22 protein-coding genes are annotated in these 26703 nt (G+C 70.7%); 13 read left to right on the forward strand and 9 right to left on the reverse strand.

Features of this window, described 5'->3' with window-relative positions:
* Nucleotides 1-9: 9 nt before the first annotated feature.
* From KBX71_RS19885 to KBX71_RS19895, 3 genes are read right to left on the reverse strand one after another with little or no spacing between them, the layout of a single operon-like run.
* Nucleotides 10-1293 (reverse strand): WXG100 family type VII secretion target, encoded by a 1284-nt coding sequence (locus KBX71_RS19885; protein ID WP_210819508.1) that lies wholly within the window; start codon nucleotides 1291-1293, stop codon nucleotides 10-12.
* Nucleotides 1290-1610, reverse strand: a complete 321-nt coding sequence (locus KBX71_RS19890; RefSeq protein ID WP_210819509.1) for a type VII secretion target — start codon at nucleotides 1608-1610, stop codon at nucleotides 1290-1292. The genes KBX71_RS19885 and KBX71_RS19890 overlap by 4 nt, the downstream gene beginning before the upstream one ends.
* The gene (locus KBX71_RS19895; protein WP_247683782.1) at nucleotides 1597-2076 is read right to left on the reverse strand and encodes a YbaB/EbfC family DNA-binding protein; all 480 of its coding nucleotides are present in this window, start codon (nucleotides 2074-2076) and stop codon (nucleotides 1597-1599) included. The genes KBX71_RS19890 and KBX71_RS19895 overlap by 14 nt, the downstream gene beginning before the upstream one ends.
* A gap of 513 nt (nucleotides 2077-2589) precedes the next feature.
* Here KBX71_RS19895 and KBX71_RS19900 point away from each other — a divergent pair.
* The 10 genes from KBX71_RS19900 to KBX71_RS19945 all read left to right on the forward strand — a co-directional run bounded on the left by KBX71_RS19900 (nucleotide 2590) and on the right by KBX71_RS19945 (nucleotide 18601).
* Nucleotides 2590-3207 carry a tripartite tricarboxylate transporter permease gene (locus KBX71_RS19900; RefSeq protein WP_307847194.1) on the forward strand — a complete coding sequence of 206 codons (618 nt, stop codon included), beginning with the start codon at nucleotides 2590-2592 and terminating at the stop codon, nucleotides 3205-3207.
* Between the two features lie 43 nt (nucleotides 3208-3250).
* A complete protein-coding gene (locus KBX71_RS19905) occupies nucleotides 3251-5185 on the forward strand; it encodes a Na+/H+ antiporter NhaA (protein WP_210819510.1) in 1935 nt (644 codons plus the stop codon).
* Between the two features lie 623 nt (nucleotides 5186-5808).
* A complete protein-coding gene (locus tag KBX71_RS19910) occupies nucleotides 5809-9855 on the forward strand; it encodes a discoidin domain-containing protein (protein WP_210819511.1) in 4047 nt (1348 codons plus the stop codon).
* A gap of 113 nt (nucleotides 9856-9968) precedes the next feature.
* Nucleotides 9969-11156: an MFS transporter gene (locus KBX71_RS19915; protein ID WP_210819512.1), complete on the forward strand. Its 1188-nt coding sequence runs from the start codon at nucleotides 9969-9971 to the stop codon at nucleotides 11154-11156.
* A gap of 117 nt (nucleotides 11157-11273) precedes the next feature.
* Nucleotides 11274-12947, forward strand: coding sequence for an ABC transporter substrate-binding protein (locus tag KBX71_RS19920; RefSeq protein WP_210819513.1), 1674 nt, complete (start codon nucleotides 11274-11276; stop codon nucleotides 12945-12947).
* Between the two features lie 6 nt (nucleotides 12948-12953).
* A complete protein-coding gene (locus KBX71_RS19925) occupies nucleotides 12954-13910 on the forward strand; it encodes an ABC transporter permease (protein WP_210819514.1) in 957 nt (318 codons plus the stop codon).
* The gene (locus tag KBX71_RS19930) at nucleotides 13907-14794 is read left to right on the forward strand and encodes an ABC transporter permease (RefSeq protein ID WP_247683785.1); all 888 of its coding nucleotides are present in this window, start codon (nucleotides 13907-13909) and stop codon (nucleotides 14792-14794) included. The genes KBX71_RS19925 and KBX71_RS19930 overlap by 4 nt, the downstream gene beginning before the upstream one ends.
* Complete coding sequence (locus tag KBX71_RS19935; RefSeq protein WP_210819515.1) at nucleotides 14791-15816, forward strand: ABC transporter ATP-binding protein; 1026 nt, start codon at nucleotides 14791-14793, stop codon at nucleotides 15814-15816. Before KBX71_RS19930 ends, KBX71_RS19935 begins: the two co-directional genes overlap by 4 nt.
* On the forward strand, nucleotides 15813-16814 hold the full coding sequence (locus KBX71_RS19940; protein WP_112678145.1) for an ABC transporter ATP-binding protein: 1002 nt from the start codon (nucleotides 15813-15815) through the stop codon (nucleotides 16812-16814). The genes KBX71_RS19935 and KBX71_RS19940 overlap by 4 nt, the downstream gene beginning before the upstream one ends.
* Nucleotides 16811-18601: a gamma-glutamyltransferase family protein gene (locus KBX71_RS19945; protein WP_210819516.1), complete on the forward strand. Its 1791-nt coding sequence runs from the start codon at nucleotides 16811-16813 to the stop codon at nucleotides 18599-18601. The genes KBX71_RS19940 and KBX71_RS19945 overlap by 4 nt, the downstream gene beginning before the upstream one ends.
* A gap of 23 nt (nucleotides 18602-18624) precedes the next feature.
* Here KBX71_RS19945 and KBX71_RS34610 read toward each other — a convergent pair whose 3' ends face one another.
* On the reverse strand, nucleotides 18625-19305 hold the full coding sequence (locus KBX71_RS34610; RefSeq protein ID WP_210819517.1) for a GntR family transcriptional regulator: 681 nt from the start codon (nucleotides 19303-19305) through the stop codon (nucleotides 18625-18627).
* A 70-nt stretch (nucleotides 19306-19375) separates the two neighbouring features.
* On the opposite strand from KBX71_RS34610, the gene KBX71_RS19955 reads away from it, so the two are divergent.
* A complete protein-coding gene (locus KBX71_RS19955; protein WP_210819518.1) occupies nucleotides 19376-20092 on the forward strand; it encodes a YoaK family protein in 717 nt (238 codons plus the stop codon).
* A gap of 3 nt (nucleotides 20093-20095) precedes the next feature.
* Here the strand turns inward: KBX71_RS19955 and KBX71_RS19960 are convergent, their stop codons facing one another.
* From KBX71_RS19960 to KBX71_RS19975, 4 genes are read right to left on the reverse strand one after another with little or no spacing between them, the layout of a single operon-like run.
* On the reverse strand, nucleotides 20096-20722 hold the full coding sequence (locus KBX71_RS19960; RefSeq protein WP_210819519.1) for a response regulator transcription factor: 627 nt from the start codon (nucleotides 20720-20722) through the stop codon (nucleotides 20096-20098).
* On the reverse strand, nucleotides 20719-21957 hold the full coding sequence (locus tag KBX71_RS19965) for a sensor histidine kinase (protein ID WP_210819520.1): 1239 nt from the start codon (nucleotides 21955-21957) through the stop codon (nucleotides 20719-20721). The genes KBX71_RS19960 and KBX71_RS19965 overlap by 4 nt, the downstream gene beginning before the upstream one ends.
* A gap of 5 nt (nucleotides 21958-21962) precedes the next feature.
* Complete coding sequence (locus KBX71_RS19970; protein ID WP_210819521.1) at nucleotides 21963-22415, reverse strand: ABA4-like family protein; 453 nt, start codon at nucleotides 22413-22415, stop codon at nucleotides 21963-21965.
* Nucleotides 22412-23338 (reverse strand): hypothetical protein, encoded by a 927-nt coding sequence (locus KBX71_RS19975; RefSeq protein ID WP_210819522.1) that lies wholly within the window; start codon nucleotides 23336-23338, stop codon nucleotides 22412-22414. The genes KBX71_RS19970 and KBX71_RS19975 overlap by 4 nt, the downstream gene beginning before the upstream one ends.
* A gap of 167 nt (nucleotides 23339-23505) precedes the next feature.
* Between KBX71_RS19975 and KBX71_RS19980 the strand changes: the two genes are divergently transcribed.
* Complete coding sequence (locus KBX71_RS19980; RefSeq protein WP_210819523.1) at nucleotides 23506-24255, forward strand: glyoxalase; 750 nt, start codon at nucleotides 23506-23508, stop codon at nucleotides 24253-24255.
* Nucleotides 24256-24429: 174 nt separating this feature from the next.
* Entirely contained in the window at nucleotides 24430-25602 is a 1173-nt protein-coding gene (locus KBX71_RS19985; RefSeq protein ID WP_210819524.1) for a beta-propeller fold lactonase family protein, read from the forward strand.
* Nucleotides 25603-25671: 69 nt separating this feature from the next.
* On the opposite strand, the gene KBX71_RS19990 is transcribed toward KBX71_RS19985, so the two are convergent.
* Entirely contained in the window at nucleotides 25672-26538 is an 867-nt protein-coding gene (locus KBX71_RS19990; RefSeq protein WP_247683787.1) for an aldo/keto reductase, read from the reverse strand.
* Nucleotides 26539-26703 lie beyond the last annotated feature (165 nt).

Here is a 26703-nt window from a genome sequence, read left to right on the forward strand (position 1 = left end):
TCCCACGTCCTAGCCTCCAATGCCCGAGTAGTCTTCGTATGTCGGCCCGGGTATAAACGCCTCCCAATTGGACACCTGGTTGGCGGCAAGATGTGCTTCCCGGTATGCCGCCTGCGGGTGCACCCGGTAGTACTGCAGTTCTGCCAACTCGTGCTCCAATAATGCGTAATCCTCGGGCAGTGGGCTACCTCGCCGTAAACGCAGCCATGCCTCAGCCATGGGCGGGCTCGGATCGTATCGTTGATGGATGACTCCGCCTGCATAGTCATCTATCGGGTGGGCATCGAAGAAGACGTGCCGGCGGATCTGCTCGATTTCCTCCCGAGAGAACCCTCGGGAACCGTCCAGGCGGGGCGCGTCCCCAACGTGGCGAGCTATGACGTCGGTGTCGGCCTGCTGGCGGATCGCCTCGTACGCCTCCTCCGCCCAACGGTCCTGCCCTCCGTAGTCCGCAAGATTACGAGGTCGAGTGGTGTGGCCTCCATGAACGCCGCGCGCCCCATCTGCTGTGCTCCCTGAATGCCCGCGCGGGGTGTCGCGAAGTCGGCCCAACGCCTGCTTGAGTTTGTCGATGAGGTCGCCGAGCCTGCGGATCTCCGGCATCAGCCGCCGCAGGCTGGCCAGCAACCCCCGCAGCAGCCGCGCGATTCGCGCCCCCCATGACGCCACTAAGGTCGTCACCTGCTCCACGACCAGCGGCGCGGCCAGTCCGCCGGTGATGAGGAGTTCGCCCGCGTACACGATGATGCGGGACACGCAGGTGGCGATGGCGTCGCGGACCAGGAGTCGGACGGCGGCCACCAGGCCGGCGGCGCCTTCGGTGATCGCGGCCATGGTGTCGGCACCCTGGGCGAGGCCGGTGATGGCCTGTTGCTGTTCGGCAGCCCAGGCCCGGTAGGCGGGGCCGGCACTGCCGCCCCAGCCGGCGACGTCGGTGCGGACGGCGCGGGCCAGTTCGGCGGCGTCGTCGCGGAGCGATCCGGCGACGTTGCGCCAGGTCTGGGCGTGTGCGGTGATCTGCGCCGGGTCGCCGGCGAGCCAGTCCAGCGCCTCACTGAGCGGCTTGACGTGTTCGATGAGCCAGGCGATTCCGTACTGGAGCAGGGCGCCGACCGGGTCGGAGACGAAGGCGAGAGCGTCCAGGCTCGCGCTCACGACGCCGAGGCTGCCGTCGATCCAGCTGCCGGTGCGGACGCCCTGGGCGATGAGTTCGATGTCCTCACAGATCCACACGCCTGCCCAGGCGCCGGGCGGGGTGTCCGCGGCGGCGGCGACGAGCGGGTTGGACGTCACCTGTGCCGCCGCACCCCGTCGAGCAGCTGCTTGGCGTGGGCGTCGGAGCTTCGGTAGCGGTCGGCTCCGACCTGCAGCTTGCCGGCGGTGTCCCGTACCGATGCGGCGGCGGCGCCGATGCCGTCGACCAGGGTTCGTTGCAGGCCGTCGAGCAGCACCGGCATCATCGCGCAGAGCTGCCCGTAGGCGTCGGCGTCCAACCGGGCGTGTTGGCCTGCCTGCTGCGCGGTGTCGAGGCTGCCGGCGCAGCGCTCGAGGCGTGCGGCGTGGGCGGTCAGGTCGTCCGGGTCGACCTGGATGCCGTCACCGGCGGGCATCGTTTGAACCCTGGTCGGGGAGAAGCCGGCTGCGGTACGAGTCGACGATGGCCTGGGCGCTCGCGTCGTCGCCCAATGACTGCGTGGTTGCGTCGCTGACCTGTCGGAGCAGGTCGGCGCGCGCGGCAGTGGTGGTCTCCAGGATCTGCCGAGCAGTGTGCGCCGCGGGTTGTTGCCGGATGCGCTCGTCGAGCCGTAGGTCGATCAGCAGGCCGCCCGAGTCGACTGTGACCTCGACAGTCCGATCGGGATTGCGGGCGGTGCCGGTCAGATCCCGCATCGTCGCCGACAGAGTTTTTGCTCGTGCCGCCCGTTCGGCGAGCGACTTCTCCCACTCGTCGAGTCGGCGCTCCGCCGCGTCGAGCGCAGCGTCGTCCGCCCACACGTCGACCCTCCCCAGGGGACCGCTGCCGGCGGCAACCGCCGACATCACCGGCACGCTACCAACCGGTGGCGCTGCGTGCATGCCCGCAGTGTGGATGCCAAGAACGTTGCGCGAGGCGCAGCGGGCGGTTCGTCAACCCGTGCCGCCTCGCCGATCAAGGAGTTGTGGTGGGCAACAAATCGCCCGTTACGCCGCCAAACCTGGCACCACAACTCCATGATCGACCGAGTCGGGCCGCGATCTTGCACTTTCTGCGATGGCAAAAGGCGCATAGAGCCGCATATCGACGACCGAAATTGCAAGATCGACGCGGTGGGAGGGAGGCCGCCGTCCGTATCATTCCGGCATGACGCGGTTCAGTCGGCGCGCGGTGTTGCTGGCTGGCAGCGGGCTGCTCGTTGGTTGCTCGCGGCAGCCCGAGGCGGACCCGGTTCACCTGCGGCTGGCTAGCGGGCCGGCGGGGGCGGTCTATCGGCGGATCGGCGGGGCGCTGGCCGAGCACATCTCCGAGCAGGTGCCGGCTGTCACGGTGACCACAGTGCCGAGCGGGGCGTCCGCATCTCGAAGCGACCGCAGGAGTTCGGGCGGGGTGCGATCGAGGGTGTCGCCGGCCCCGAGTCGGCGAACAACGCCGCCGCGCAGACGTCGTTCATCCCGCTGCTCACCCTGGGCCTGCCCGCCCACCCGGTGATGGCGCTGATGATCGGCGCGTTCATCGTCCACGGCATCACCCCGGGCCCGAACGTCATCAACGACGAGCCGGCGTTGTTCTGGGGCCTGATCGCGTCGATGTGGATCGGCAACGTGCTCCTGCTGCTGCTGAACCTGCCGCTGATCGGCCTCTGGGTGCGCATGCTGCGCATCCCGTACCAGGTGCTATTCCCGATGATCATTCTGTTCGCCGCGATAGGCACCCACTTACTGAACTCCAACGCGTACGACGTCTACGCCATCGCGTTCTTCGGGATCCTGGGCTACATCCTGATCAAGTGTGGGTGCGAGCCGGCGCCTCTGCTGCTCGGCTTCGTCCTCGGCCCGCTGCTGGAGGAGAACCTGCGCCGGGCGCTCATCATCTCCCGTGGCGACCCGTCGGTCTTCCTGACCCGACCGATCTCCGCGGCGCTTCTGGCCCTGGCCCTCGCCGCGCTCGTCGTCGCCGTCCTCCCGGCGATTCGCCGGCGCCGCGCTGCCGTGTTCGCCGAAGAGGAGTAGCAATCCGAACCACGTGACGGTCAGGTCGACGAAGATTGTCCCCGTGACGAGCGACAACACGCCCCGGGGCTGGACCAGCCGGACCATCTGGGACAGGCGGTTCAACGCCCCGCTTCGCTCGTTCCTGCGTACCGAGACCGGCGGCGCCCGGGTCGTGCTGATCGCCGCCGTGCTGGCTCTCGTCTGGGCGAACCTCAGCGAATCGTCGTACGAGTCGGTCTGGAACACCTCCTTCTCGATCCAGCTCGGCGACTGGCAGGTGTCACATGACCTGCGCTTCTGGGTCAACAGCGGGCTCATGACGTTCTTCTTCCTGGTCGCGGGGCTGGAGCTGCGCCGCGAGTTCGACATCGGCGAGTTGCGGGAGCGGCGTCGCCTGGCATTGCCGATGCTGGCCGGGGTCGGCGGCATGCTCGTGCCGGTCGCGATCTATCTCGCCATCAACGCCGGGCACACCACCGCGGCGGGTTGGGGTGCGGTGATGGCCACCGACACGGCGCTCGCGCTTGGCGCGCTGGCCGTCTTCGGGCCGCGCTTCTCGGAACGACTGCGGGGTTTCCTGCTGACCGTCGCCGTCGTCGACGATGTGGTGGCGATCGCGGTGCTGGCCATCGCGTACCCGCATCACCCGTCGCTGACGGCGCTTGTCGTCGCGGCGGCGATCTTCGGCGTTGTGCTGCTCGTCCGGGGTTGCGGGGTGCGGTTCGGGCCCGTCTACGCGCTGCTCGGGGTGGCGGCCTGGCTCGCCGTCTCGATGTCCGGTGTCGACCCGGTCGCGGTGGGCCTGGTGATGGGGTTGCTGACCTACGCCTACGCACCGGGCCGCAGCGACCTGCAGCGGGCCAGCGACCAGTTCCGCCTCTTCCGGGAACAGCCCACCCCGCAACTGGCCCGGATGGCCCGCGCCGGCCTCACCTCCGCGCTGTCGCCGAACGAGCGGTTGCAGACGCTCTACCACCCGTTGGCGAGCTACGTGGTGGTACCACTCTTCGCGCTGGTCAACGCCGGCATCGTGATCGACGGCGACCTGCTGGCCAGGGCCGTGACCTCCCCGGTCACGGTCGGTGTCGTGGTCGCGTACGTCGTCGGCAAGCCGGCCGGGATCGTGGCCACCGCGTGGCTGGTGACCCGGCTGAGCGGCAACCGGTTCCGGCCACCCGTCGGTTGGGTTGCCGTCGCAGGGGTCGGCACGGTCTCCGGCATCGGGTTCACCGTCGCGCTCCTGATCGCCACCCATGCCCTGAGCGGCCCGGCCCTGGACGAGGCGAAGTTCGGCATCCTCGTGGCGACGCTCGGCGCGTCAGTCGTCACCTGGCTGGTGTTCCGCTCCGTCGGACGGCTCTCGCCGGCGCGGCGGACCCGTGCGCTGCTGGGCGTCACCGAGGGGATCGTCGACCTGATGCTGCCGGTCGATCCGGATCGCGACCACATGCGCGGGTCACTTGAGGCACCGGTGACGGTGGTGGAGTACGGCGACTTCGAGTGCCCCTACTGCGGGCAGGCCGAGCCGGTGGTCCGGGAGCTGTTGGCCGACTTCGCCAATGTCCGGTACGTCTGGCGGCACCTGCCACTCACCGACGTCCACCCGCGTGCCCAACTCGCGGCCGAGGCCGCCGAGGCGGCGGGGGAGCAGGGCGCGTTCTGGGAGATGCACGACATGCTGCTCGCCCACCAGGACGGTCTCAACCCCGCCGACGTGCTCGGCTACGCCGAACAGCTCGGCCTGGACCTGGACGGGTTCCGGGAGCACATGGCGAAGCGGATGGGCGTGGACCGGATCGCCGAGGACGTCGACTCCGCCGACCTCAGCGGCGTCACCGGCACCCCGACCTTCTTCATCAACGGCCGGCGACACCACGGCGCCTACGACATCGCCGCGCTCTCGGCGGCGGTGAAGGCGGCGTTCGCGAGCGCCAAGCTCCGACCCGAGTACCACCCTCGGGACCCCGGGCGCCGCGAGGCCGGGCCGGCGAGCTGACCGCGCGGGCACGTGGTCGTCGCCGTGCGACCTCCGGTCCGATCCGCCTCCGCGGCGCGGGGTGGGGAGGTGTTGGTCGGCGCCTTTGGAGCTGAATCGTTTGCGACATCACCGACCCCGAGCAGGTCGCGCTTTGGGGCTTCGCCGAAGGGCTTCGGGCTTTGCCCAGGGGCTTCGGGCCTTGCGCAGGCTTCGGACATGGCCGACAGGCGTTTCGGGGTTTGAATCGTTTGCGACATCAGCTACAAAGGCACCGCGCCAACCAATGCGGCCCCGGCCCCCGCAACCCCGGGCCCCGCAGCCCTCGTGGTCCTGGGCGCCGCGAGCGACGGTCGAATGGTGGGGGGAGCGGCGAGCCGGCCGGTGGGGCGGCCCGCCAAGGCCACGACGACGGCCTGGGTCATCAGGATGATCGCGATGCCCAGCCCGATTCCGATCACCAGAACGGGCGCTGCTGGAATGTCGCCATTCCGCGCCGATGTCCGAAGTGGAACAGCTGCGGAACGTGTTCGGGGAATCACGATGGACTCGGGCCCTTGACTCTCGGGAAACATCGGGCCACCATCTGACAACGTTGTCACAGACCCTCGCCATCTGACAACGTTGTCATGTCTGGAGGCAAGATGTCCGAGCCATCGCCGATCTCACGGCGTACCTTCCTCTCCGCCGGAGCGACGCTGCTGGCGTCGGTCGGGGTGACCGCGGTCCTCCCGGACGTCGTCGCGTCCGCCGCCGTGCCGGCGCCGACCGTCAACCCGACCGCCAACCCGACCGCCACCGACCTTGCCCGGTACCGACCGGTGGCGGTCTCCTCGACCGACTACGCGCCGACGCCCGCCACCTTCGCCGTGGACGGTCTGCCGCAGGTCGGCGTCCGGGGGAGTGGGTGGCGCGCCGCCAACGGCGATCCGCAATGGATTTCGGTGGACCTCCAGGCGCTGTGCCGGATCGAGGCCGTCTCCCTGGTCTTCGAGGCCACGCTCACCGACGGGCCGTTCGACGGCAACTACACCGACACCGATGGTGACGAGATCCTCTCCAGCGCCGCGACGGCGTACCGGATCGAGGTCTCCACCGACGGCCGCGCCTGGCGGTCGGTGTACGAGACCAGCGAGGGCCAGGGCGGCGCGCAGACCATCAAGCTGCCCGAGCCGGTCACCGGCCGGTGGATCCGGATGACCGCCACGAAGCGCTCGAACAGCAACCCGGTGGGCCTCAACGGCTTCCAGGTCTACGGAGTGCCGCTGGCCGGCCGGCCGAAGGCCGAGGGCTGGACCAGTTGGGAGGGCGGCAACACCGGCCCGGCCCCCGAGCTGCGGGTCGCCGCCGACGGTACGGTGCCGCTGGAGTCGGGCTGGTCGTTGACGATGGACGACTTCGCCGGCACCGCCGACGGCGCCGAGCTCTCCCGCGCCGGTGTCGACGTCCGGTCCTGGCTGCCGGCGACGGTGCCCGGCACCGTGTTGGGCACCCTGGTCGAGCAGGGCCACCTGCCCGACCCGGTGGCCGGCTTCAACAACATGCGCATCCCGGAGGCGCTGTCCCGGCACACCTGGTGGTACCGGCGCGCGTTGCGGCTGCCGCGCGACCTGGACACCTCGGCCGGCCGACGGATCTGGCTGGAGTTCGACGGGATCAACCACGAGGCGACCGCCTGGGTCAACGGTGTGCAGGTCGGCAGCGTCAAGCATCCGTTCGCGCGCGCGGCGTTCGACATCACCGACGCGCTGGCCGGGCACCGTGGCGAGCACGTCCTCGCCGTCCGGGTGACCCCGATGCCGCACCCCGGCACCCCCGGTGACAAGGGCGCCGACGGTCGTACCTTCCTCCAGTCGGCCCACCACTACCTTGACGCGCCGACCTACCTGGCGGTGTCCGGGTGGGACTGGATGCCCGCCGTCCGCGACCGGGTCACCGGCCTCTGGGACCACGTCCGCCTGCGTAGCACCGGCGCCGTGGTCCTCGGCGACCCGCACGTGCAGACCACGCTGCCCGATCTTCCCGGCACCGACACCGCCGAGGTCACCATCCGGGTGCCGGTCCGCAACGCGGCGGCCAGCGCCACCACTGTCACCGTCCGCGCCGAGTTCGACAAGGTACGCGTCGAGTCGACAGTGACCGTCCCCGCTGGCGGGAGCACCACAGTCACCTTCACACCGGAGCGCTTCCGCGCGCTGCGTCTGCGCAACCCCCGGCTGTGGTGGCCCAACGGCTACGGCGACCCCCACCTGTACGACCTGACGCTCACCGCCACCGTCAAGCGCTCGGTCAGCGACAGGCGTGCGCTCCGCTTCGGTGTCCGCGAGTTCGCCTACGACTGGCACCAGCCGATCGTCATCTCGCCGCCCGGCAAGCCGGCGCTGGAGTTCGTCGACGGCGCGGCGGCCCAGACGGTCACGTTCGCCAGGCAGCACGCCCGGCACGTGCGCATCCAGGCCGGCCAGCGCGCCACCGGCTGGGGCATCTCGATGTTCTCGCTGTCGGTGGCCGACGGCACCGGCGCGGATCTCGCCCTGCGACGCGACGCCACAGCGTCGTCCTCGGAGAACGACGGCAACGGTCCCGGTAGGGCCGTCGACGGTGACGCGGCGACCCGCTGGGCCTCGCAGGCCGAGGACAACCAGTGGATCCAGGTGGACCTCGGCGCGGCCGTCGACTTCGACCGGGTCACCATCGTGTGGGAGCAGGCGTACGCGCTGGACTACCGCGTCCAGGTCTCCGTCGACGGGGACACCTGGAGCGACGTGACGTCGGTCAGCAACGACACTCCGCTGGGCAGCCGCGCCACCCAGGTCGAGACGTTCGCCAGCCAGACCGCCCAGCATCTGCGCATCCAGACCGGGGCGCGGGTGACCTCATGGGGGGTGTCCATGTGGGCGCTCTCGGTGCAGCGGCAGGCCGAGCCGGACGTCGACCTGGCCCTACGCCGGACCGCGACCGCGTCGTCGTACGACAGTGACTCGAACGGGCCGGACCGGGCCGTCGACGGCAACCCCCGGACCCGGTGGTCGTCGAAGTTCGAGGACAACCAGTGGATCCAGGTCGACCTCGGCGCTCCGGTCAGCTTCGACCAGGTCACCATCGTCTGGGAGCAGGCGTACGCGCGCGACTTCGTCATCCAGGTCTCCGACGACGGGCAGCGGTGGACCGACGTGAAGTCGGTCAGCAACGCCGTCACCCAACTGAAGATCAGCGTGAACGGTGTGCCGGTGTTCGCCCGGGGCGGCAACTGGGGCTGGGACGAGCTGCTGCGTCGGGTGCTGCCCGACCGGCTGGCCGACACGGTCGAGATGCACCGCGACATGAACTTCACGATGATCCGCAACTGGCTCGGCAGCAGCAACCGCGAGGAGCTGTACCAGGCCTGCGACGAGCAGGGCATCCTGGTGTGGAACGACTTCTGGCAGGCGGGCGCATTCCTGCCCAACCCGCCCGGCTACGTCGACATCGCCGCCGACACGATCCGGCGGTTCCGCCATCACCCGAGCATCGTGGTGTGGTGCGGCGCGAACGAGGGTGACCCGCCGCCGATCGTTGACGCCGGGCTCAAGCAGGCCGCGGCCACCGAGCACCCGGAGATCCTCTACATCCCCAACTCGGCCGGCGGCATCGTCAGCGGTCACGGCCCGTACCACTGGGTGGAGTCGGCGACGTACAACAACAAGAACACGTACGACACTGGCGCGTTCGGTTTCCACACCGAGATCGGCATGCCTGTGGTGTCGGTGGTCGAGAGCATGCGCAACCTCGTCGGTGACGCCCCGGAGTGGCCGATCGGCGAGGTGTGGAACTACCACGACTGGTCGACAATCGGTAACCAGCGCGTCGGCACGTACCAGGCGGCGATCGACGCGCGGCTCGGTGAGTCCGACTCGCTCGACGAGTTCGCCACCCGGGCGCAGTTCGTCAACTACGAGAGCCACCGCGCCATGTTCGAGGCGTGGAACGCCAACCTGTGGCAGGACGCCACAGGTCTGCTGCTGTGGATGTCGCACCCGGCGTGGCACAGCACGGTCTGGCAGACCTACGACTACGACCTCGACGTGAACGGCGCCTACTACGGCGCCCGCAAGGGGTGCGAGCCGGTGCACGTCCAGGCCGACCCGGGCACCTGGCAGGTCCGGGTGGTCAACCACACCGCCGCGCCGCTGAGCGGGGTCACGGTGAGCGCCCGACGGTACGACCTGAGCGGCCGGTCGCTGGGTTCGGCCCAGCGTCAGCGGGTGGACGTGGCCCGCTCGGCGACGACGGCGGTCTTCCCGCTCGCCGCGCCGGACGGCGGCGGGCTGCACCTGGTGCGGCTGGAGCTGCGGGACAGCCGCGACCGGGTGCTCGCGGAGAACACCTACTGGCGCTACGACAAGGCCGAGCAGTTGCGGGCGCTCAACGACGTGCCGAGCACCCGACTGTCGACGTCGTCGAGCACCGTGCGCGTCGTGGACGGGCGCAACACGGTCACCACGACGGTCCGCAACCAGGGTCGTACGGTCGCCGCGTTGGTGCGGCTCGCCGTGCGCGACAAGCGCGGTAAGCGGGTCCTGCCGGCCCGCTACGACGACAACTACTTCTGGCTCCTGCCGGGGGAGACCCGCGAGGTGCGGATCTCCTGGCCCGCGCGGTCGGACCTCGCGCGGCAGGTAACGGTGACCGCGCAGGCGTACAACTCCTAGGAGTACGCGGTGGGAAGCGGTCCTGCGCGGGCCGCTTCCCACCGTGCCACCTGATGCGGGCGATTAGGTCAGTTACCGCACCTCGACTCGAGACCGGGATCCATGCTGTACGGGTGACACGGTCCGCATCCACGTCCGGCGCGGTGCGTGTCGCGTTCGCGTTCTGGATCACGCTCGTCGGCACCACAGTGCCGACCCCGCTCTATCCGCTGTACGAGATGGAGTTCGGGTTCTCGTCGTTGACCGTGACAGTGGTCTACGCGTTGTACGCGCTGGGAGTCGTCGTCGGGCTGCTGGTCTTCGGTCGGCTCTCCGACCAGATCGGCCGACGCCCGGTCATCCTCATCGCGCTGCTGCTGTCGGTCGCCGCCGACGCCGTGTTCCTGGCCGCCGTGGACCTGGCGATGATCATCGTGGGTCGGATCGTCGCCGGGCTGTCCGCCGCGCTGATCATCGGCGCGGCGACCGCGGCGCTGGCAGAGTTGATCGACCCCCGGCACCCGAAGCGTGCCGCCACCGTGTCGATCTTCGCGAACCTGGGCGGCCTCGCCACCGGCACCCTGCTGTCCGGGATCGTTTCGGACGTGGCGCCCGAACCGCTCCGGCTGCCCTGGGTGATCGTGCTGATCCTGGCGGTGATCGCGATCATCGCGCTGCGCGGGGTGCCGGAGACGGTCCGGGAGCGCTCGCCGGTGACCCTGCGGGTGCAGCGGTTGCGCGTGCCAGCGGCCATCCGCGGTGCCTTCGTCCGTTCGGCGATCACCGCTGGCGCGGGCTTCGCCGCTCTCGGGGTGCTCACGTCGGTGAGCGGGCTGTTCCTCGGCATGGTCCTGCACGAGACCTCACACACCGTGGCCGCGGTGGTGGTCTTCGTGGCGTTCATCGGCGCGGCGTTCGGTCAGCTGCTGACCCGCGTGCTGTCCTCGCGCGCCGCGCTTGCCGGCGCGTGCGTCGGCCTGGTCGTGGGGGCGGGTCTGCTCGCGTTCAGCATGTGGATGGCGTTGCTGGCGACGCTGCTCGTCAGCGCGGCGATCATCGGGGTCGCGTCCGGGGTGGCGGTCGGCGACGGCATCGCGACCATCGCGATGAAGACCGAGCCGCAGCGCCGGGCCGAGGTGGTGTCGACGTTCTTCGCCATCCTGTTCGCCATGCTCGGCGTGCCCGCGGTCGGGGTCGGTCTGCTGATCCAGTCGATCGGGCTGCGCCCCGCCGGCGAGATCTTCAGCGCGGTGGTGGCGGTGCTCGCCCTGGTCGTCCTTCTCAGCCTGGTACGGGGCGGCCGGACGCGGCCCGCGAGCTGATCACCGGGCGGGCTTGTTCAGGGCAACCGGAGTGCCCGTCGGGCCATTCATCGAGGTCTTGCGGCGGTCATCGTATACAACATACGCTCCCCGAATCGCCCACTTGAGGAGCTCTCCATGACGAACCTCTCCGTCCGCGACACGAACCTGCCCCGCCGCCGGGTGCTCAGCGCCGCCGTGGCGGCCGCCGTCGTCTGCACTGTCGTCGCCTGCTCACCGGTGTCGAACAGCGAAGGCGGCGGCCAACCCGGCGGCGACCAGTCGGCAGGCCAGGATTCCTTCGGTACGCCCGCAGACCCCGCCGCCGTGAAGCAGGGCGGCAAGCTGGTCATCGCCCTCTCCGCCGAGCCCGACGCGTTGGACCCGACGCTGTCGAGAAGCCTCTACTCCCGCTACGTCTTCCAGGCCATGTGCCAGAAGCTCTACGACGTCAACGAGCAGGCGCAGGTCGTACCGCAGCTCGCGACGGCCCTGCCCACCACGAGCGGCGACGGCCGGACGGTGACCATTCCGCTGCGGCCCGGCGTGCGCTTCGCGGACGGCACGGCGTTCGACTCGGCAGCGGTGAAGGCCACCCTGCAACGCCACCTCACCAACGCCCGGTCGGCGCGCAAGAGCGAACTCGGCCCCATCGACGGCGTCGACACCCCGGACGCGCAGACCGTCGTCCTGCGGCTGAAGCAGCCGTTCGCGCCGCTGCTCGGGGCCCTCGCCGACCGGGCCGGCATGATCATGAGCGCGCAGGCGCTGCGGACCCGGGGTGACGACTTCGCCTCGGCGCCGGTCTGCGTCGGCCCCTTCAAGTTCGCGAAGCGGGTGCCGCAGAACTCCATCGAGGTCGTGCGGGACCCGAACTACTACGACGCGAGCAAGGTGCACCTGGATTCCATCTCGTGGCGGATCCTCACCGACGCCAGCATCCGCGCGGCCAACCTGCGCTCGGGCGACGCGCAGGTGGCCGACTCGATCTCCACCCAGGACGTCGCCTCGCTCCGGCAGGACGCGGCGGTGTCCGTCCTCCAGTCGCAGTCCCTCGGCTACCAGGGCCTGACCATCAACGTCGGCAACGTCGACGGCGTCGGCACCGCAGCCAAGCCCATCAACCGCCCCCTCGCACAGAACGCCAAGGTGCGGCAGGCCTTCGAGCACGCCATCGACCGCAAGGCCCTTGTCGACGCGGTCTTCAACGGTCTGCACGCCGCCGCCTGCTCCCCGATCTCGCCCGCGAGCACGTTCTCGTCCGCCGAGGCCCAGACCTGCCCGGCGCACGACCCCGCCAAGGCCAAGCAACTGCTGGCCGAGGCCGGCGTGCAGACGCCGTACGCGGTGACGATGCTCGCCTCGAACACCCCCGACACGCTGCGCCTCGCCCAGGCGTTGCAGTCCATGGTCAAGGACGGCGGATTCGACCTGAAGATCAACCCGGTGGAGTACTCGTCGCTCCTCGACGAGCAGGACCGCGGCAACTTCGAGCTGCTGCAACTGGGGTGGAGCGGACGGATCGACCCGGACGCCAACATCACGAACTTCGTCGGCACCGGCGCCAGCCAGAACGTCGCCGGCTACAGCAACCCGCAGCTCGACACCCTGCTGACCCAGGCCCGCCAGGCCGGCGACGTCGAGGAGCGCAGGAAGCTGTACGGGCAGGCGGTCACAGTGCTGCAGCAGGACGACGCCCTGATCTACCTCTACCGGCAGCGCAACCTGACGGCCGTCAGCAAGCAGATCCAGGGCCTGCAGGTCTTCCCGGACGGTGTGATCCGGGCGGCCTTCGCCGGCTTCGGCAAGTAGGCAGTCGTGGCCCGATATCTGCTCACCCGCGCCTGGCAGTCGGCGCTGACCCTGCTGTTGTCGACGATCGTGGTCTTCGTCGGCGTACGGGCGCTCCCCGGCGACCCGGCCCTGGCGCTGGCCGGGGAGGACCGGTCGCCGGAGGCCCTGGAGGCCATCCGTCGGCACTACGGGCTGGACCAGCCGCTGCCGGTGCAGTTCGCCCAGTACGTGGAGCGCATGGCGCAGGGCGACTTCGGGGTGTCGATCCGCACCGGTACGCCGGTCTCGTCGATGCTCACGACCGCCCTACCGGTGACCGTCGAGTTGTCCGTGCTGGCGATCGTCATCGCGGCGGCGCTCGGGGTCGGCGCCGGGGTGATCGCGGCGGTCCGTCGTGGACGTCCGGCGGAGTGGCTCGCCAACGGCCTGGCCCTGATCGGCCTGTCGGTGCCGCACTTCTGGCTCGGGCTGCTCGCGATCCTCTATCTGTCCGTGGCGACCGGGCTCTTCCCCGCCTCCGGCTTCGTGCCGATCCTGGAGGACCCCGTGGACAACCTGCACCACATCATCCTGCCGGCCGTGATCCTCGGCACCGGCCTCGCCGCCATCATCATGCGGCAGACCCGGTCGGCGATGCTGGACTCGCTCTCCTCGGACTACGTGCGGACGGCGAAGGCGAAGGGCCTGCGACCGCGCGCCGTCATCACCCGGCACGCCCTGCGGAACAGTCTCATCGTGGTGGTGACAGTCGTGGGTCTCCAACTCGGCGGGCTGATCTCGGGCGCTGTCGTCACCGAACAGATCTTCGGGCTGCCGGGCTTCGGCAAGATGACCATCGACGCGGTGTTCCAACGGGACTACCCGGTGATCCAGGCCGTCGTCCTACTGACCGCGGCGGCCTACATCGTGATCAACTTCTTCGTGGACCTGCTCTACTCGGTCATCGATCCACGCATCCGGGTGACGGGAGATCCGGCATGACCGTCCTCACCGTACCGATGGCGGAGACCGGCACCGCCGATGTCACCCGGCGTACCCGTGTGTTGCGGCGGCTGCGTCGCAACCCGCTCGCCGTGGTGAGCTTCGTCGTGCTCGCGCTGGCGGGTGTCGTCGCGCTGCTCTCGCCCTGGCTCGCGCCCTACTCGGTCGACCAGACCGACTTCGCCCGTACGTTCGCACCGCCCGGCACCGCCGGGCACCTGCTGGGCACCGACGACCTCGGCCGGGACGTCCTGTCCCGGATCATGCTCGGTGCGCGGGCGTCGTTGCAGGTGGGGCTCCTGGCGGTGGCCACGTCGCTGGTCATCGGGGTGCCGCTCGGGCTGGCGGCCGGCTATTTCAGAGCCTGGGACGCGGTGATCTCGCGCTTCACCGACCTGCTGCTCGCCTTCCCGTTCCTGATCATGGCGGTGGGGTTGGCGGCCATCCGAGGCGCCAGCCTCGGCAACGCCGCGGTGGCCATCGGCATCGCCCAGATCCCCGGGGTGATCCGGGTGGTCCGCTCGGACACGCTGCGCCTCAAGTCGCTGGACTTCGTCGCGGCGGCAGTGGTCGACGGGGCGAGTGATCTGTGGGTGCTGGCCCGGCACATCCTGCCGAACGCGACCTCGGTGATCCTGGTGCAGGCCACTGTCGCCATCCCGGCGGCGATCCTCGGCGAGGCGGTGCTGTCCTTCCTCGGCCTCGGCATCCAACCCCCGGCGCCCAGTCTCGGCACCATGCTGGCCACCGCCCAGCAGTTCGCCGCCCGCGCGCCGTGGGCTGCCGTCTTCCCCGGTGTCGTGATCATGGGTCTGGCGCTGGCGTTCAACGTCTTCGGCGATGCCCTGCGCGACGCCCTCGACCCGAAGGGAGACCGGCGATGACCACGGCCTCCGCGCCCGTGCTGGAGATTCGCGACCTGTCAGTGTCGTTCCCGACCGAGACCGGCACCGTCTCGGCGGTCGACGGTGTCAGCCTGGACCTCGCACCCGGGGAGATCGTCGGGATGGTGGGCGAGTCGGGGTGCGGAAAGAGCGTCACCGCGATGAGCATCGCCGGGCTGCTCCCGGGCAGCGCCCGGGTCACCGGTTCGGTGCGCCTGGACGGCGCGCAACTGGTCGGGGCCCGTGAATCGGCCCTGCGTCGGGTCCGTGGCCGGGAGATCGCGTACATCTTCCAGGAGCCGATGACGTCGTTGAACCCGGTGCTCACCGTCGGACGGCAGATCGGCGAGGTGCTCCAGGTCCACGAGCGGATGTCCCGACGGGCGGCGCGGGCACGCGCCGTCGAGCTGTTGACACTCGTCGGGATCCCGTCCGCCGCCCAGCGGGTCGACAGCTATCCGCACCAGCTATCCGGCGGCATGCGCCAGCGCGTGATGATCGCGATGGCGGTGGCCTGCGGCCCGAAGGTGCTGGTGGCCGACGAGCCGACCACCGCGCTGGACGTCACCGTCCAGGCCGGCATCCTCCAGGTGCTGCGGGACCTGCGCGACCGGCTCGGCACCAGTGTCCTCATCATCACCCACGACCTCGGCGTGATCGCCGACATCGCGGACCGCGTCGTCGTCATGTACGCCGGCCGGGTGGTGGAACGGGCGCAGGTGGACGACCTGTTCGCCGACCCACGGCACCGGTACACGGCCGGGCTCCTGTCGGCGTCACCGCAGCCGGGCCGGCACGCCGGCACGGACCGGCTGACCGAGATCCCCGGGCTGGTGCCCGTCCTGGCGAGCCAACCCGACGCCTGCACCTTCGCGGACCGATGCCCGGCCGCCGACCAGCAGTGCCGGGCGGCCGCCCCACCCCTGGAGAACATCGGCGGCACCGACCACGTCGCGGCCTGTTGGCACCCCTGCACAACGGCATCGACGGCACCGACGGCAGCTCAGGAGGCGAACCGATGACGCCGCAGCCGAACGCCCTGGAGATCGCGGACCTGGTGATGCACTTCGGCCCGGTGCGTGCCGTGGACGGCGTGTCCCTGACGATCCCGCGCGGCCGGGTCACGGCCCTGGTGGGGGAGAGCGGTTCCGGGAAGTCGACTGTGGGCCGATGCGTGGTGCGGCTCGTCGAACCGACAGCGGGCACTGTCCGGATCGCGGGCACCGACGTCACCCACCTGTCCCGACGGCGACTACGCCCCCATCGCGGCGCGGTGTCGATCGTCTTCCAGGACCCCGCCGCGTCCCTGGACCCACGCATGCTGGTGGGCGAGATCGTGGCCGAGCCGCTGCGGCTGGCCGGCAAACGGATCTCCCGGCGCGACCGGGACGCCCGCGTCGCTCCCCAACTCGAACGGGTGGGCCTGCGCGCCGAGGTGGCCCGTCGCTATCCCCACGAGTTGTCCGGCGGGCAACGCCAGCGGGTCAGCATCGCCCGGGCCCTGATCTCCGAGCCCATGCTGCTCATCGCTGACGAACCCACAAGCGCGCTCGACGTGTCAGTGCAGGCGTCGGTGCTCAACCTCCTCGCCGACCTGCAACGCGACATCGGGTTCGCCTGCCTCTTCATCACCCACGACCTGTCCGCTGTCGAGTACCTGGCCGACGACATCGCGGTCATGTACCTGGGTCAACTCGTCGAGACGGGCAGCCGTGAGCGGATCTTCGCCCGGCCCGCCCACCCGTACACGCAGGCTCTGCTGTCCGCCGCGCCGGTGGCCGACCCGGTGCGTCAGCGCCACCGTCAGCCGGTGCTGCTCGGCGACGACCTGCCGTCCGCGCTCGACCCGCCGTCCGGCTGCCGGTTCCGGACCCGGTGCCCGCTCGCCTTCGACAGGTGCGCGACGGAAGTGCCGGCGCAGACCGCCATCGGCGACGGCATGGCCGCCTGCCACCTGGTCCGGCCGGACGGCACCGGTCCCGACGTTCGCACCGCAGATCCCAGTGAGGTGTTGTCATGACGTTCACCACCCGACCCACGCTGCAGGGCACCTTCGGCATGGTGTCCTCGACGCACTGGCTCGCCAGCCAGGCGGCGATGGGCATCCTGGAACGCGGCGGCAACGCCTTCGACGCCGCGGTCACCGCCGGGTTCGTCCTGCACGTCGTCGAGCCGCACCTGAACGGGCCGGGCGGTGAGGTGCCGGCCATCGTGGCCACCGCACAGGACCCTCGACCGAAGGTGCTGTGCGGGCAGGGGCCGGCGCCGGCCGGTGCGACCATCGCGCACTTCCGGTCCCTCGGAATGGACCTCATCCCGGGCGCGGGGCCGCTCGCGGCGGCCGTACCCGGCGCCGTGGACGCCTGGCTCCTGCTGCTGCGCGAGCACGGCACGCTCACCCTCGCCGAGGTGCTGGAGCCGGCAATCGGCTACGCCGGCGCCGGACACCCGCTGGTGGGCCGGGTCGGTGACACAGTGGCGGCCGTCCGGTCCTTGTTCGAGGAACACTGGCCCACGTCCGCCGCGCTCTGGCTGCGCGGCGGCCGGCCACCGGCCGCGGGGGAGATGGTCACCAACCCGGCGTACGCGGACACGCTGCGCCGACTCGTCCAGGCGGGACAGGCGGCCGGCGTCGACCGGGAGGCCCAGATCGAAGCCGCGCGTCGGGCCTGGAGCACGGGTTTCGTCGCCGGGGCGATCGACGCGTTCAGCCGGCGACCGTTCCAGGACTCCAGCGGGCGCCCGCACGCCGGGCTGGTCACCGGCGACGACCTGGCCGCGTACTCGGCGAGCTGGGAGGCACCCGCCACCCTCGACTGGCACGGCTACTCGGTGGCGAAGACCGGTTTCTGGGGCCAGGGACCGGTGCTGCTGGAGTCACTGGCCACCCTGGACGCCCTCGACGACCCGGGCGCGTACGACCCGGCGACCGCGGTGGGCGTGCACGCCCAGGTCGAGGCCCTCAAGCTCGCGTTCGCCGACCGGGAGGCCTGGTACGGCGACGGTGTCGACGTGCCCGCCAAGGCGCTGCTCTCCCCCCAGTACGCGCGGGAGCGGGCCGCCCTCATCGGCGATCGCGCGTCGGCGGAGTTGCGGCCGGGGTGTCCGGACGGGGCGCAGCCGCGCCTGCCGGCGTACGTCCGACAGGGTGCCGCGCGGCGTACCGGGCCGACGGATGCCACGACGGGAGAGCCGACGGTGCAGTCGGACGGGGTGACCCGCGGCGACACGTGTCACGTGGACGTGGTCGACCGCTGGGGCAACATGATCTCCGCGACGCCCAGCGGTGGCTGGTTGCAGAGTTCCCCGACGATTCCGGAGCTCGGCTTCCCACTGGGCAGCAGGTTGCAGATGTTCTGGCTGGAGGAGGGGCTCGCCTCGTCGCTGGTGCCGGGCCGCCGGCCGCGTACGACGTTGAGCCCGACGATGGTGCACCGCGACGGCGAGCCGGTGTTGGCGTGCGGCACCCCCGGTGGCGACCAGCAGGACCAGTGGCAGTTGCCGTTCCTGCTGCGGCACCTCGTCGGTGGGCAGAGCCTTCAGGAGGCCATCGACGCGCCGGCGTGGCACACGGTCAGCGTGCCGGGGTCGTTCTACCCCCGGGACATGGAGCCCGGTGTCCTGGTGGTGGAGGACCGGCTCGACGAGGGCGTGCTGGCGGCGCTGCGGGCGTACGGGCACGAGGTGCGGGTCACCGACGGGTGGAGCCTCGGTCGTCTCTGCGCGGTGACCCGCGACCCGGCGACGGGCGTGCTGGCCGCCGGTGCGAACCCCCGGGGGATGCAGGGCTACGCGTGCGGCCGTTAGCGGTCGCCCCGGCGGTGCGGCCGTCAGCGGGCGCCGTAGCCGCCTTCGGCGTTCTCGTAGGCAGCGGCGGATGCCGCGTCGAGGTGGTCGAGTGCGGCCCGCTCGGCGCGGTCACCGTCGCCTGACTCGATGGCGTCGACGAGCTGGATGTGCTCGGCCCACGAGTGTGGCGCGCGTTCGGCCGCCCCGAGCCGGAAGATCCACTGGACATGGAGGTAGAGCGACTTGGCGATCGACGACAGCCAGGGGTTTCCACTGATCTGGAGGATGCGCAGGTGCAGGGTGCTGTTCAGCTCGGCGACCCGGGCCAGGTCGTGGCGCTGTGTCGCCTCGCGGCCCTGGTCGAGCAGGGCACGCAGCGACGCCACGTCCGCCGCGGTCGCCCGCTCGGCGGCCAGCCGGGCGGCCAGCGCCTCCAGGCGCTCGCGCACGGCGAACATGTCGGCGATGGTGCCGCTGCTCGGTGCGGCGACGACAGCTCCCCGGCGGGGGAGGATCACGACGAACCCCTCGGCCTCGGCGACGCGCAGCGCCTCCCGGACGGGGTTGCGGGAGACGCCGAAGTCCTCGGCGAGGCGGTCCTCGGTCAGCCGTTCCCCGGGCAGGTAGTCGCCGTCGATGATGGCGGTCCGCAGCGCGGCGAGGACCTGATCGCGGAGCGGTAGGTGTTGCGCTCCGAGCTTGTCCCGTAGGTCTTCAGCCACCTGGTCGCCTCTCCGTGAACGTGTCCGGACAAAGTGTATACGAAGAACAATTACTGGAAGGTGGCCGACAGTGTCGAGCACAGCGCCCCGCGTCACCCACCCCCACGTCGCCCCGCGCCGAGACGAGCGCCTGCTGCGACGACGTCAGGCGCTCGTCGTCGTCCTCACCTTCCTGACCGGCAGCGCCGACGCTCTCGGTTTCCTCGCCCTCGGCGGCGCCTTCGCCAGCGTGATGACGGGCAACATGGTCCTGCTCGGGCTCTCGGCGGGCCGGGGCGAGGCCGACCTGGCTCTGACGTCGGGCTGCGCCATCGTCAGCTTCATCGTCGGTGTCCTCGCGGGCGCCCGCGTCGTCGGCTCGGCGCAGCCCGACGATCCGGTCTGGCCACGGCGGGTCACCTGGGCGCTGGTCCTGGAGCTGTCGGTGTTCGTGGTGTTCGCCGTCGTCTGGGAGGTCACCCTCCACACCGCCGACGCACGCGTCCATCTGGCGCTGCTGATGCTGTCCGCTGTCGCGCTGGGCGTGCAGAGCAGTGCGATCCAACGCTTCGGCGTGTCCGGCCTGTCCTCCACGTACCTGACCGGCACGCTGACCAGCCTGATCGCCGGCGTCGCAGCGCGCAGCCCGTGGGCCAGCCTGCGCCCCAAGGCCCAGGTGCTGCTGGCCCTCATGGTCGGTGCGGCGGTCGGCGCCCTGGTCGCCCTGCACCTGCCGGTCGTCGCCCCGGCCCTGCTGGTCGTGCCGCTGGTGCTCGTCATCGCCGTGTCCGGGCGGATGCGGGCCTGAGCGTCAGACGCCGCGAGCGAACAGGGCCAGGCGTACCCGGTTGGGGCTGTCGGTCTTGGTCATCAGGCTGGTGATGTGGGTCTTGACAGTGGTGACACCGATGTGGAGCTGGTCGGCGATCTCGGTGTTGGACAGGCCCTCGGCGACCAGGTTCAGCACGTCCCGTTCCCGGGCGGTCAGGCCCGGCCGGGTCGGTGGTGACCCGGGGCGGGCGTGCACCGCGCGCTGCACGAGGCGACGCAGCACCTCCGGGCTGAACGGGCTGTCACCGACGGCGGCCCGGCGGATGCCGTCCAGCAGCTCGGTCGGCGGCGCGTCCTTGAGCAGGAACCCGCACGCTCCGGCGGTCAGCGCGGGGTAGAGGTGGTCGTCGTCGCCGAACGTGGTCAGCACCAGGACGCGGGTGGCGGGGCGTTCGGCGAGGATCCGGCTGGTCGCGGTGATCCCGTCGACACCGGGCATCCGCAGATCCATGACGACGACGTCGGGGAGGAGCCGCCCGGCAAGCGGAATCGCCTCCCGACCGTTGTCGGCCTCCCCGACGACCTCGATGTCGGGTTGGGCCTCGCAGAGCATGCGCAGCCCGGCTCGGATGAGGTGCTGGTCGTCGACCAGCAGCACCCGGATCACGCCGGCTCCGGCGCGGGCGTTCCGGCGGGAGCCTCCCGCTCGCCGGGCACCGCCCCGACCGGCGCGGGGGCCACGGCCGGAAGGACGGTACGGACCCGCCAGCCGGTGTCGGTCGGGCCCGCCTCCAGCCGACCGCCGAGGACCTCGACACGCTCGCGCATCCCGGTGATGCCGTGCCCACCACCGGCCGGCACACCCACCGGCACCCCGCCGTGGCCGTTGTCGGTGACCTCCCAGTGCACGGAACCGTCCCGAACGGCGACCACGAGGTGCGCGAGCGCGGACGTCCCCGCGTGTTTGGCCACGTTGGTCAGCGCCTCCTGGGTCAGTCGCAGCACCGCCATGCCGCGCACCGCGTCGAGTGCGCCGATCGCCGGGTCGAGTTCGGCCTCCACCGTGACACCCGCCTGCCGGGCCCGGTCGATGGACGCGCCGATCGCCGCCGGCAGCGCGGAGGGTTCGATCGCGGTCAGCGCCGCGTCACCGCGTACCCCGTCGGGGTTGCGCAGCACCGCGACCAGCCGGCGCAGCTCGGCGAGGGCCGCGGTGCCGGTGCCGTGCACGTCGTCGAAGACCTCGTCGACCCGGGGGTCCAGGTCGGTGAGCACGTGCCGGGCGACGCCGACCCGCAGGACCATCGACGCCACGTGGTGCGCGACCACGTCGTGCAGCTCGCGGGCGATGGCGCTGCGTTCGTCGGCGCGGGCCGCGCGGCTCTCCGACGCGTGCTGGCGTTGCTCGGCCAGGGCCCGCTCCACGGCCTGCCGACTCAGCTCCCGGTTGGCGCGGATGACGAGGCCGAGCAGCACCGGCACGCCGACCTCCAGTGCGAGTCCGACGACGCCGGAGGCGACCCGGCGGAGCGGGTCGCCGATCGAGTCGGTCAGGTCGACCACGGCCAGCAGCGCGGCGGCCAGCCAGATGACCTGGGCACGCCGCGCCCGCATGGTGACCTCGAGCAGCGCCCAGCTGGCACCGACTTGATTGATGGTGAAGTCGTCGATCAGGCATATCGCGATCGCCAGCAGGGCGGCCTGCGCCACCAGGTTGACCACCGGCCGACGGTGGGCCGCCAGCGCCACGGCGAACGCGAGCAGCGCGAGGATCCACTGTGTCGTCGTGGGCTTGCTGGTGGAATGTGGGACGAAGAGCAGGTAGCACAGCCCGGTGAGATCGAGCAGCACCATGCGCACGAGCGTGTCCCGCATGTCGAACAGTCGCCCCGACCAGCTCACGGCGCTCAGCCTAGGTGCTGCGGGCCGGTGGCGACGGCCGTGGACCGCCGCCACCGGGTGCGGACCGCGAGGTACGCGGCCAGGCCGAGCGGTCCGAGCAGGATGGTCAGCAGCAGCACCGGAGCCATCACCAGCGCCGGCACCCCCCGATCCCGGCTGTCCAACCACGCCCACCGTCCGACGAACAGATCGAACGCGATCATGTGCGCCCAACCCGCCGCCGCCCCGTCGGAGGTGCCGAGCAGGTCGCGCACCCCGGCCAGGGTCGGCGACGTCACGGCCGGCAGCACGTCGCCGAACGCCGGCAGCACCAGCAGCGCGTAGATCACCACGACCGGCAGCACGATCAGCGGCGAGGCGATGATCCGGGAGGTCCACGACCAGCGCGGCAGCAGGATCATCAGCGCCCAGAACGGCGCGGCCACCGCGAACGTCAGGGAGAACAGCGTCTCGGTCACGCTGCCAACGCCAGTTCCGGGCGACGTCGGCGGGCCAGCACCAGGGCGGTCGCGGTCGCCGTCGCGACCGCCAGGGCCGCGACCGCGGCGAGCGTCACGGCGTCCGGCCGCAGCAGCGGCTGTCCGCGCAGGGCCTGCCAGGTCAACAGCACGGTGAGTACGCCGTACGCGCCGCCCGCGACGACCAGCAGCCGGGCGCGGGTGCGCTCGTCCAGCCGCGTCGCGAACCGGCTCAGCAGGATCGCCAGGATCGGCAGCGCCTGGAGGGCGTGAAGGCCAACGAAGTGCCCGATCCGCAGGTCACCGCCGGTGGTGCTCCAGCCCACCACGGGCAGTCCCGGTCCGCCGTCGACGACGCCCACGCTGTGCGCCCCGGAGATCCCGTCGATCCCCGGCTCCTGCATGGGGAGCACCATCGGCACCGCCGCGAGCATGCCCAGCAGCGACAGGCCGAGCCCCCACCCGACGGCCGTAGCGGCGGCCCGATCCGGGATCCGCCGGATCAGCAGCACGATGCCGACCAGGAGGTGTGCGAGGAACAGCACCATGATCGCCGCGCCCATCACCGAGAACAGTGCGCCGTTCAACGGGGAGGTGCCGTTGAAGTGGCTGGCCTGCCCGCGTACCACCTGACTGACGATCACGATCATCTCGATCACCGCCATCGCGATGATGATCGTGACCGCCCATTCGGCCGCCCGGCTGCGTCGTGGCAGCAGGGAGAGCATCCAGGCGAGCGTCGCGCCGTACAGCACGAAGGACACCGCGAACTTGAACGGCTTGAGCCAGATCGGCGCCCCGGTGAGAACGCGCGAATCGACGAGAATGCCGACGGCGGCCACGACGGCGAGCACCGCCATCGCGGAGACGAAGACCATCAGTGGGCGATTCCAGTGCGTCGCCCGGCGCAGAACGGTAGTCATGCCTGTAGATGTTCGTGGCCGCGCCCGCCGATCGCGTCCGACCGCGAGCCCCGGTTGCGGCCGATGGTCGGAGCGCGCCTCCTCCCTGGGTAGGAGACGAAACCGGGCGAGGCCCGTCGCCGGTGCTGGCACAATGGCCGGCCTGCCGACGGGACGGAGAGCGACACGTGACGCCCAATGAGGACCAGGTTCGGCCGAACGAAACCACTGTGCCGCTGCTGCACTGCGCGGCGCCGGAGGAGACCGTGGCGTTCTGGAGGGCGCTGGGGTTCGAGGTGGCCTACGAACAGCTCAAGCCCTACGTGTATCTGGCCTTCGCGTGGAGTGGGCTTCAGTTGCACTACGGCCCCGCGCCGAAGGACCTGGACCCGGCGAAGGAGCATTCCGGCGGCTGTCTGGTGATGGTGGACGCGGTCGCGGCGTACCACGCGGCGTTCACCGAGGCGATGCGCCGCAGTTACGGCAAGGTGCTGGTCAAGGGCCTGCCCCGGGTGACCCGCTACCGGGCCGGGGCGTCGCGGTTCAGCATCGTCGACCCGTCCGGCAACACCATCGTCTTCATCCAGCGGGACGAGCCGGAGGACGTGGAGTACGGCGGGTCGAAGGACCTCGATGGGCTGGCCCGGGTGCTCGACAACGCGCGAATCCTGCGCGAGTTCAAGATGGACGACCGGGCGGCCTACCGGGCGCTCGACTCGGGGATGCGCCGTCGTGCCGAGGACGCGCCGGTGGTCGAGCAGGCGATGGCGCTGGCCGGCCTTATCGAGCTGGCGACCGCGTTGGAGAAGGCCGAGCGGGTGCCCGAGTGGGGCGCCCGCCTCCAGGCGCTGACCCTCACCTTGGAGCAGCGGGAGCAGGTGGAGCGGTACGTCGCCGACCCGACCATCCTCGAACCGTGGTGGCCCGACCCGCGCTGACCCGGGACCCCCGCTTCGCCGTAGGCCACATCTGCGCGTACGTCTGGTCGTTCCCCGGAACAACATGAAATTACCGCTTTAGGGTAAGTGCGACCAATGCGCCTAGCTGTTCCGATAGCTTTCGAAGCAGAGGAAAACTCGTATTCCTCCCTTCGGGTGCTTAAGGAGTCAGTAATGAAGCGCAGTGTCGCGTTCGCGGCAGCCCTCCTGGCAGGTCTGACCAGCATCGGATCGATCCCCGGGACCGCCTCCGCCGATGGCGGTGGCCCTGGGTACCACGACGACCGCAAGGGGGGTGATTACCAGCACGGCGACGAGGGCGCGGTCTTCGTCCAGACCAACAAGGCCGAGGGCAACACCATCAAGGTGTACGACCGCGACGAGGACGGCCGTCTCAGCAAGGCGGGTGAGTACGAGACCGGTGGGCTGGGCGGCTTCACCATCGGCGCGCCGCTCGACGCGCTGGCCTCACAGGGTTCCCTGACCTATCACAAGGGGCTGCTGTTCGCCGTGAACGCGGGCAGCAACACCGTCACGGTCTTCGGCGTCGAGGGCACCAAGCTGCACAAGCTCCAGGTCATCTGGTCCGGCGGTCTGTTGCCGGTAAGCGTCGCGGCCCGCGGTGACCTCGTCTACGTCCTCAACGCCGGTGGCGAGGGCTCGGTGCAGGGCTTCGAGCTGCACAAGGGGCGCCTGTCGCGGATCGAGGACGCCAACCGGTCGCTCGGGCTGCACAACGGCAACCCGCCCGCGTTCGGGACCGCCCCGGCCCAGGTCAAGATCGACCCGGACAGCGAGTTCGTGCTGGTGTCGACAAAGATGGCCAACGTCATGTTCAGCTACGAGATCGGTCGCGACGGCGAACTGTCGCGCAACCCCGTGATCAGCGACGCGGGGAACACCCCGTTCGGCTTCACCTTCGACAGCGAGGACTCGCTGCTGGTCACCGAGTCGGGCGCGAACGCGGTCAGCCGGTTCGAGCTGGAGGACGACGGCGCGCTCGACCAGGTCGGGCCGTCGGTGCCCAACGGGCAGCAGGCGCCCTGCTGGATCCAGCGCGTCGGCGACTACTTCTTCGTCGCCAACGCCGGCAGCTCCACCATCAGCTCGTACCGGGTCGACGACGACGGCAAGCTCCACCTCGTCAAGGAGGTCGCCGCCGACACCGGTGGCGGGGCGATCGACATGACCACCAGCGACGGCTTCCTGTACGTGCAGAACGCCACCGCCGGCAACGTGCAGGGCTACGAGGTGGGCGAGGACGGGTCCCTGAAGCTCGTCACCACCGTGGAGGGCCTGCCGAAGTTCGCCGACGGCATCGGCATGGAGGGCATCGCCGCCTCCTGAGCGCACCACCCACTGGTCCCGGTCGCTCGTCGACCGGGACCAGTTCTCGGTGCATCCTGCCGGGGGCCGCTAGTCGAGGCTGGCCAACTCGTCCGGCGACAGGACCAGCGCCCCGGCGGCCAGGTTCTCGACCAGGTGATCGGGGTTGCCGGTACCGGGGATGGCCAGCAGGTGCGGGCCACGGCTGAGGGTCCATGCGATCCGCACCTGAGCCGGCGTCGCGCCGTGCGTGCGCGCGATGGCCTCGACTGCCGTGTTGGCGGCCACGCCGCCGGCCTCACGTCCGCCGCCGGCGATCGCGAAGAACGGCACGAATGCGACGTCCTGTTCACCGCAGGTACGCACGAACTGGTCCTGCGTACGTCGGGTGTCGACACCGTACGTGTTCTGCACGCAGACCACCGGGGCGATCGCCTGCGCCTGCGCGAGGTGGTGCGGACGAATGTTGGACAGGCCGAGATGCCGGATGAGTCCGGCGTCACGTAGCTCGGCCAGCGCGCCGAAGTGCTCCGCCACCGAGTCCAGTCCGTCCTGGCGCAGGTTCACGACGTCCAGGTGGTCGCGGCCGAGTTGGCGCAGGTTCTCCTCGACCTGTCCACGCAGCTGATCGGGCCGGGCCAGCGGCAGCCACACTCCCGAGGGGTCGCGGCCCGGTCCGACCTTCGTGGTGATGACCAGGTCGTCGGCGTACGGCGACAGCGCCGTGTTGATCAACTCGTTGGCCGACCGGAGCGGCGAGAAGTAGAACGCCGCCGTGTCGATGTGGTTCACACCGAGGTCGACCGCTTGGCGTAGCACTCCGATGACCCGCGCGCGGTCGCTCGCCGCGCCACCGTTACCCGTCAGGCGCATGGCGCCGAATCCGATCCGATTGACGCTCAGGTCGCCGAGCGTCCAGGTGCCTGCGGATTCCGCACTGATCATGGTGGTGGGCATTGGGCGAACCTAGCCACCGCCACTGACCTGCGCAGTCGGGCGTCTGCCCGATACCGATCGGGAGGAATCGCTGTTAGGTTTTCTATCGTGGGAAGCGCATTGCCGGCAGCGGAAGCGCTCGCTGGCAGGGCAGTGGCAGCCCGCAGTTCACTCGGGTCCTGACCG

It is taken from the genome of Micromonospora sp. D93 (genome assembly GCF_018070365.1).
GTDB lineage: Bacteria > Actinomycetota > Actinomycetes > Mycobacteriales > Micromonosporaceae > Micromonospora > Micromonospora ureilytica.

Coding starts and splice junctions, on each gene's coding strand:
- KBX71_RS19890 (WP_210819509.1), bottom strand. CDS start 1,610: ATGCCCGCCGGTGACGGCATCCAGGTCGACCCGGACGACCTGACCGCC.
- KBX71_RS19895 (WP_247683782.1), bottom strand. CDS start 2,076: ATGCACGCAGCGCCACCGGTTGGTAGCGTGCCGGTGATGTCGGCGGTT.
- KBX71_RS19910 (WP_210819511.1), top strand. CDS start 5,809: ATGTCCGAGCCATCGCCGATCTCACGGCGTACCTTCCTCTCCGCCGGA.
- KBX71_RS19920 (WP_210819513.1), top strand. CDS start 11,274: ATGACGAACCTCTCCGTCCGCGACACGAACCTGCCCCGCCGCCGGGTG.
- KBX71_RS19930 (WP_247683785.1), top strand. CDS start 13,907: ATGACCGTCCTCACCGTACCGATGGCGGAGACCGGCACCGCCGATGTC.
- KBX71_RS19935 (WP_210819515.1), top strand. CDS start 14,791: ATGACCACGGCCTCCGCGCCCGTGCTGGAGATTCGCGACCTGTCAGTG.
- KBX71_RS19940 (WP_112678145.1), top strand. CDS start 15,813: ATGACGCCGCAGCCGAACGCCCTGGAGATCGCGGACCTGGTGATGCAC.
- KBX71_RS19945 (WP_210819516.1), top strand. CDS start 16,811: ATGACGTTCACCACCCGACCCACGCTGCAGGGCACCTTCGGCATGGTG.
- KBX71_RS19975 (WP_210819522.1), bottom strand. CDS start 23,338: ATGACTACCGTTCTGCGCCGGGCGACGCACTGGAATCGCCCACTGATG.
- KBX71_RS19985 (WP_210819524.1), top strand. CDS start 24,430: ATGAAGCGCAGTGTCGCGTTCGCGGCAGCCCTCCTGGCAGGTCTGACC.
- KBX71_RS19990 (WP_247683787.1), bottom strand. CDS start 26,538: ATGCCCACCACCATGATCAGTGCGGAATCCGCAGGCACCTGGACGCTC.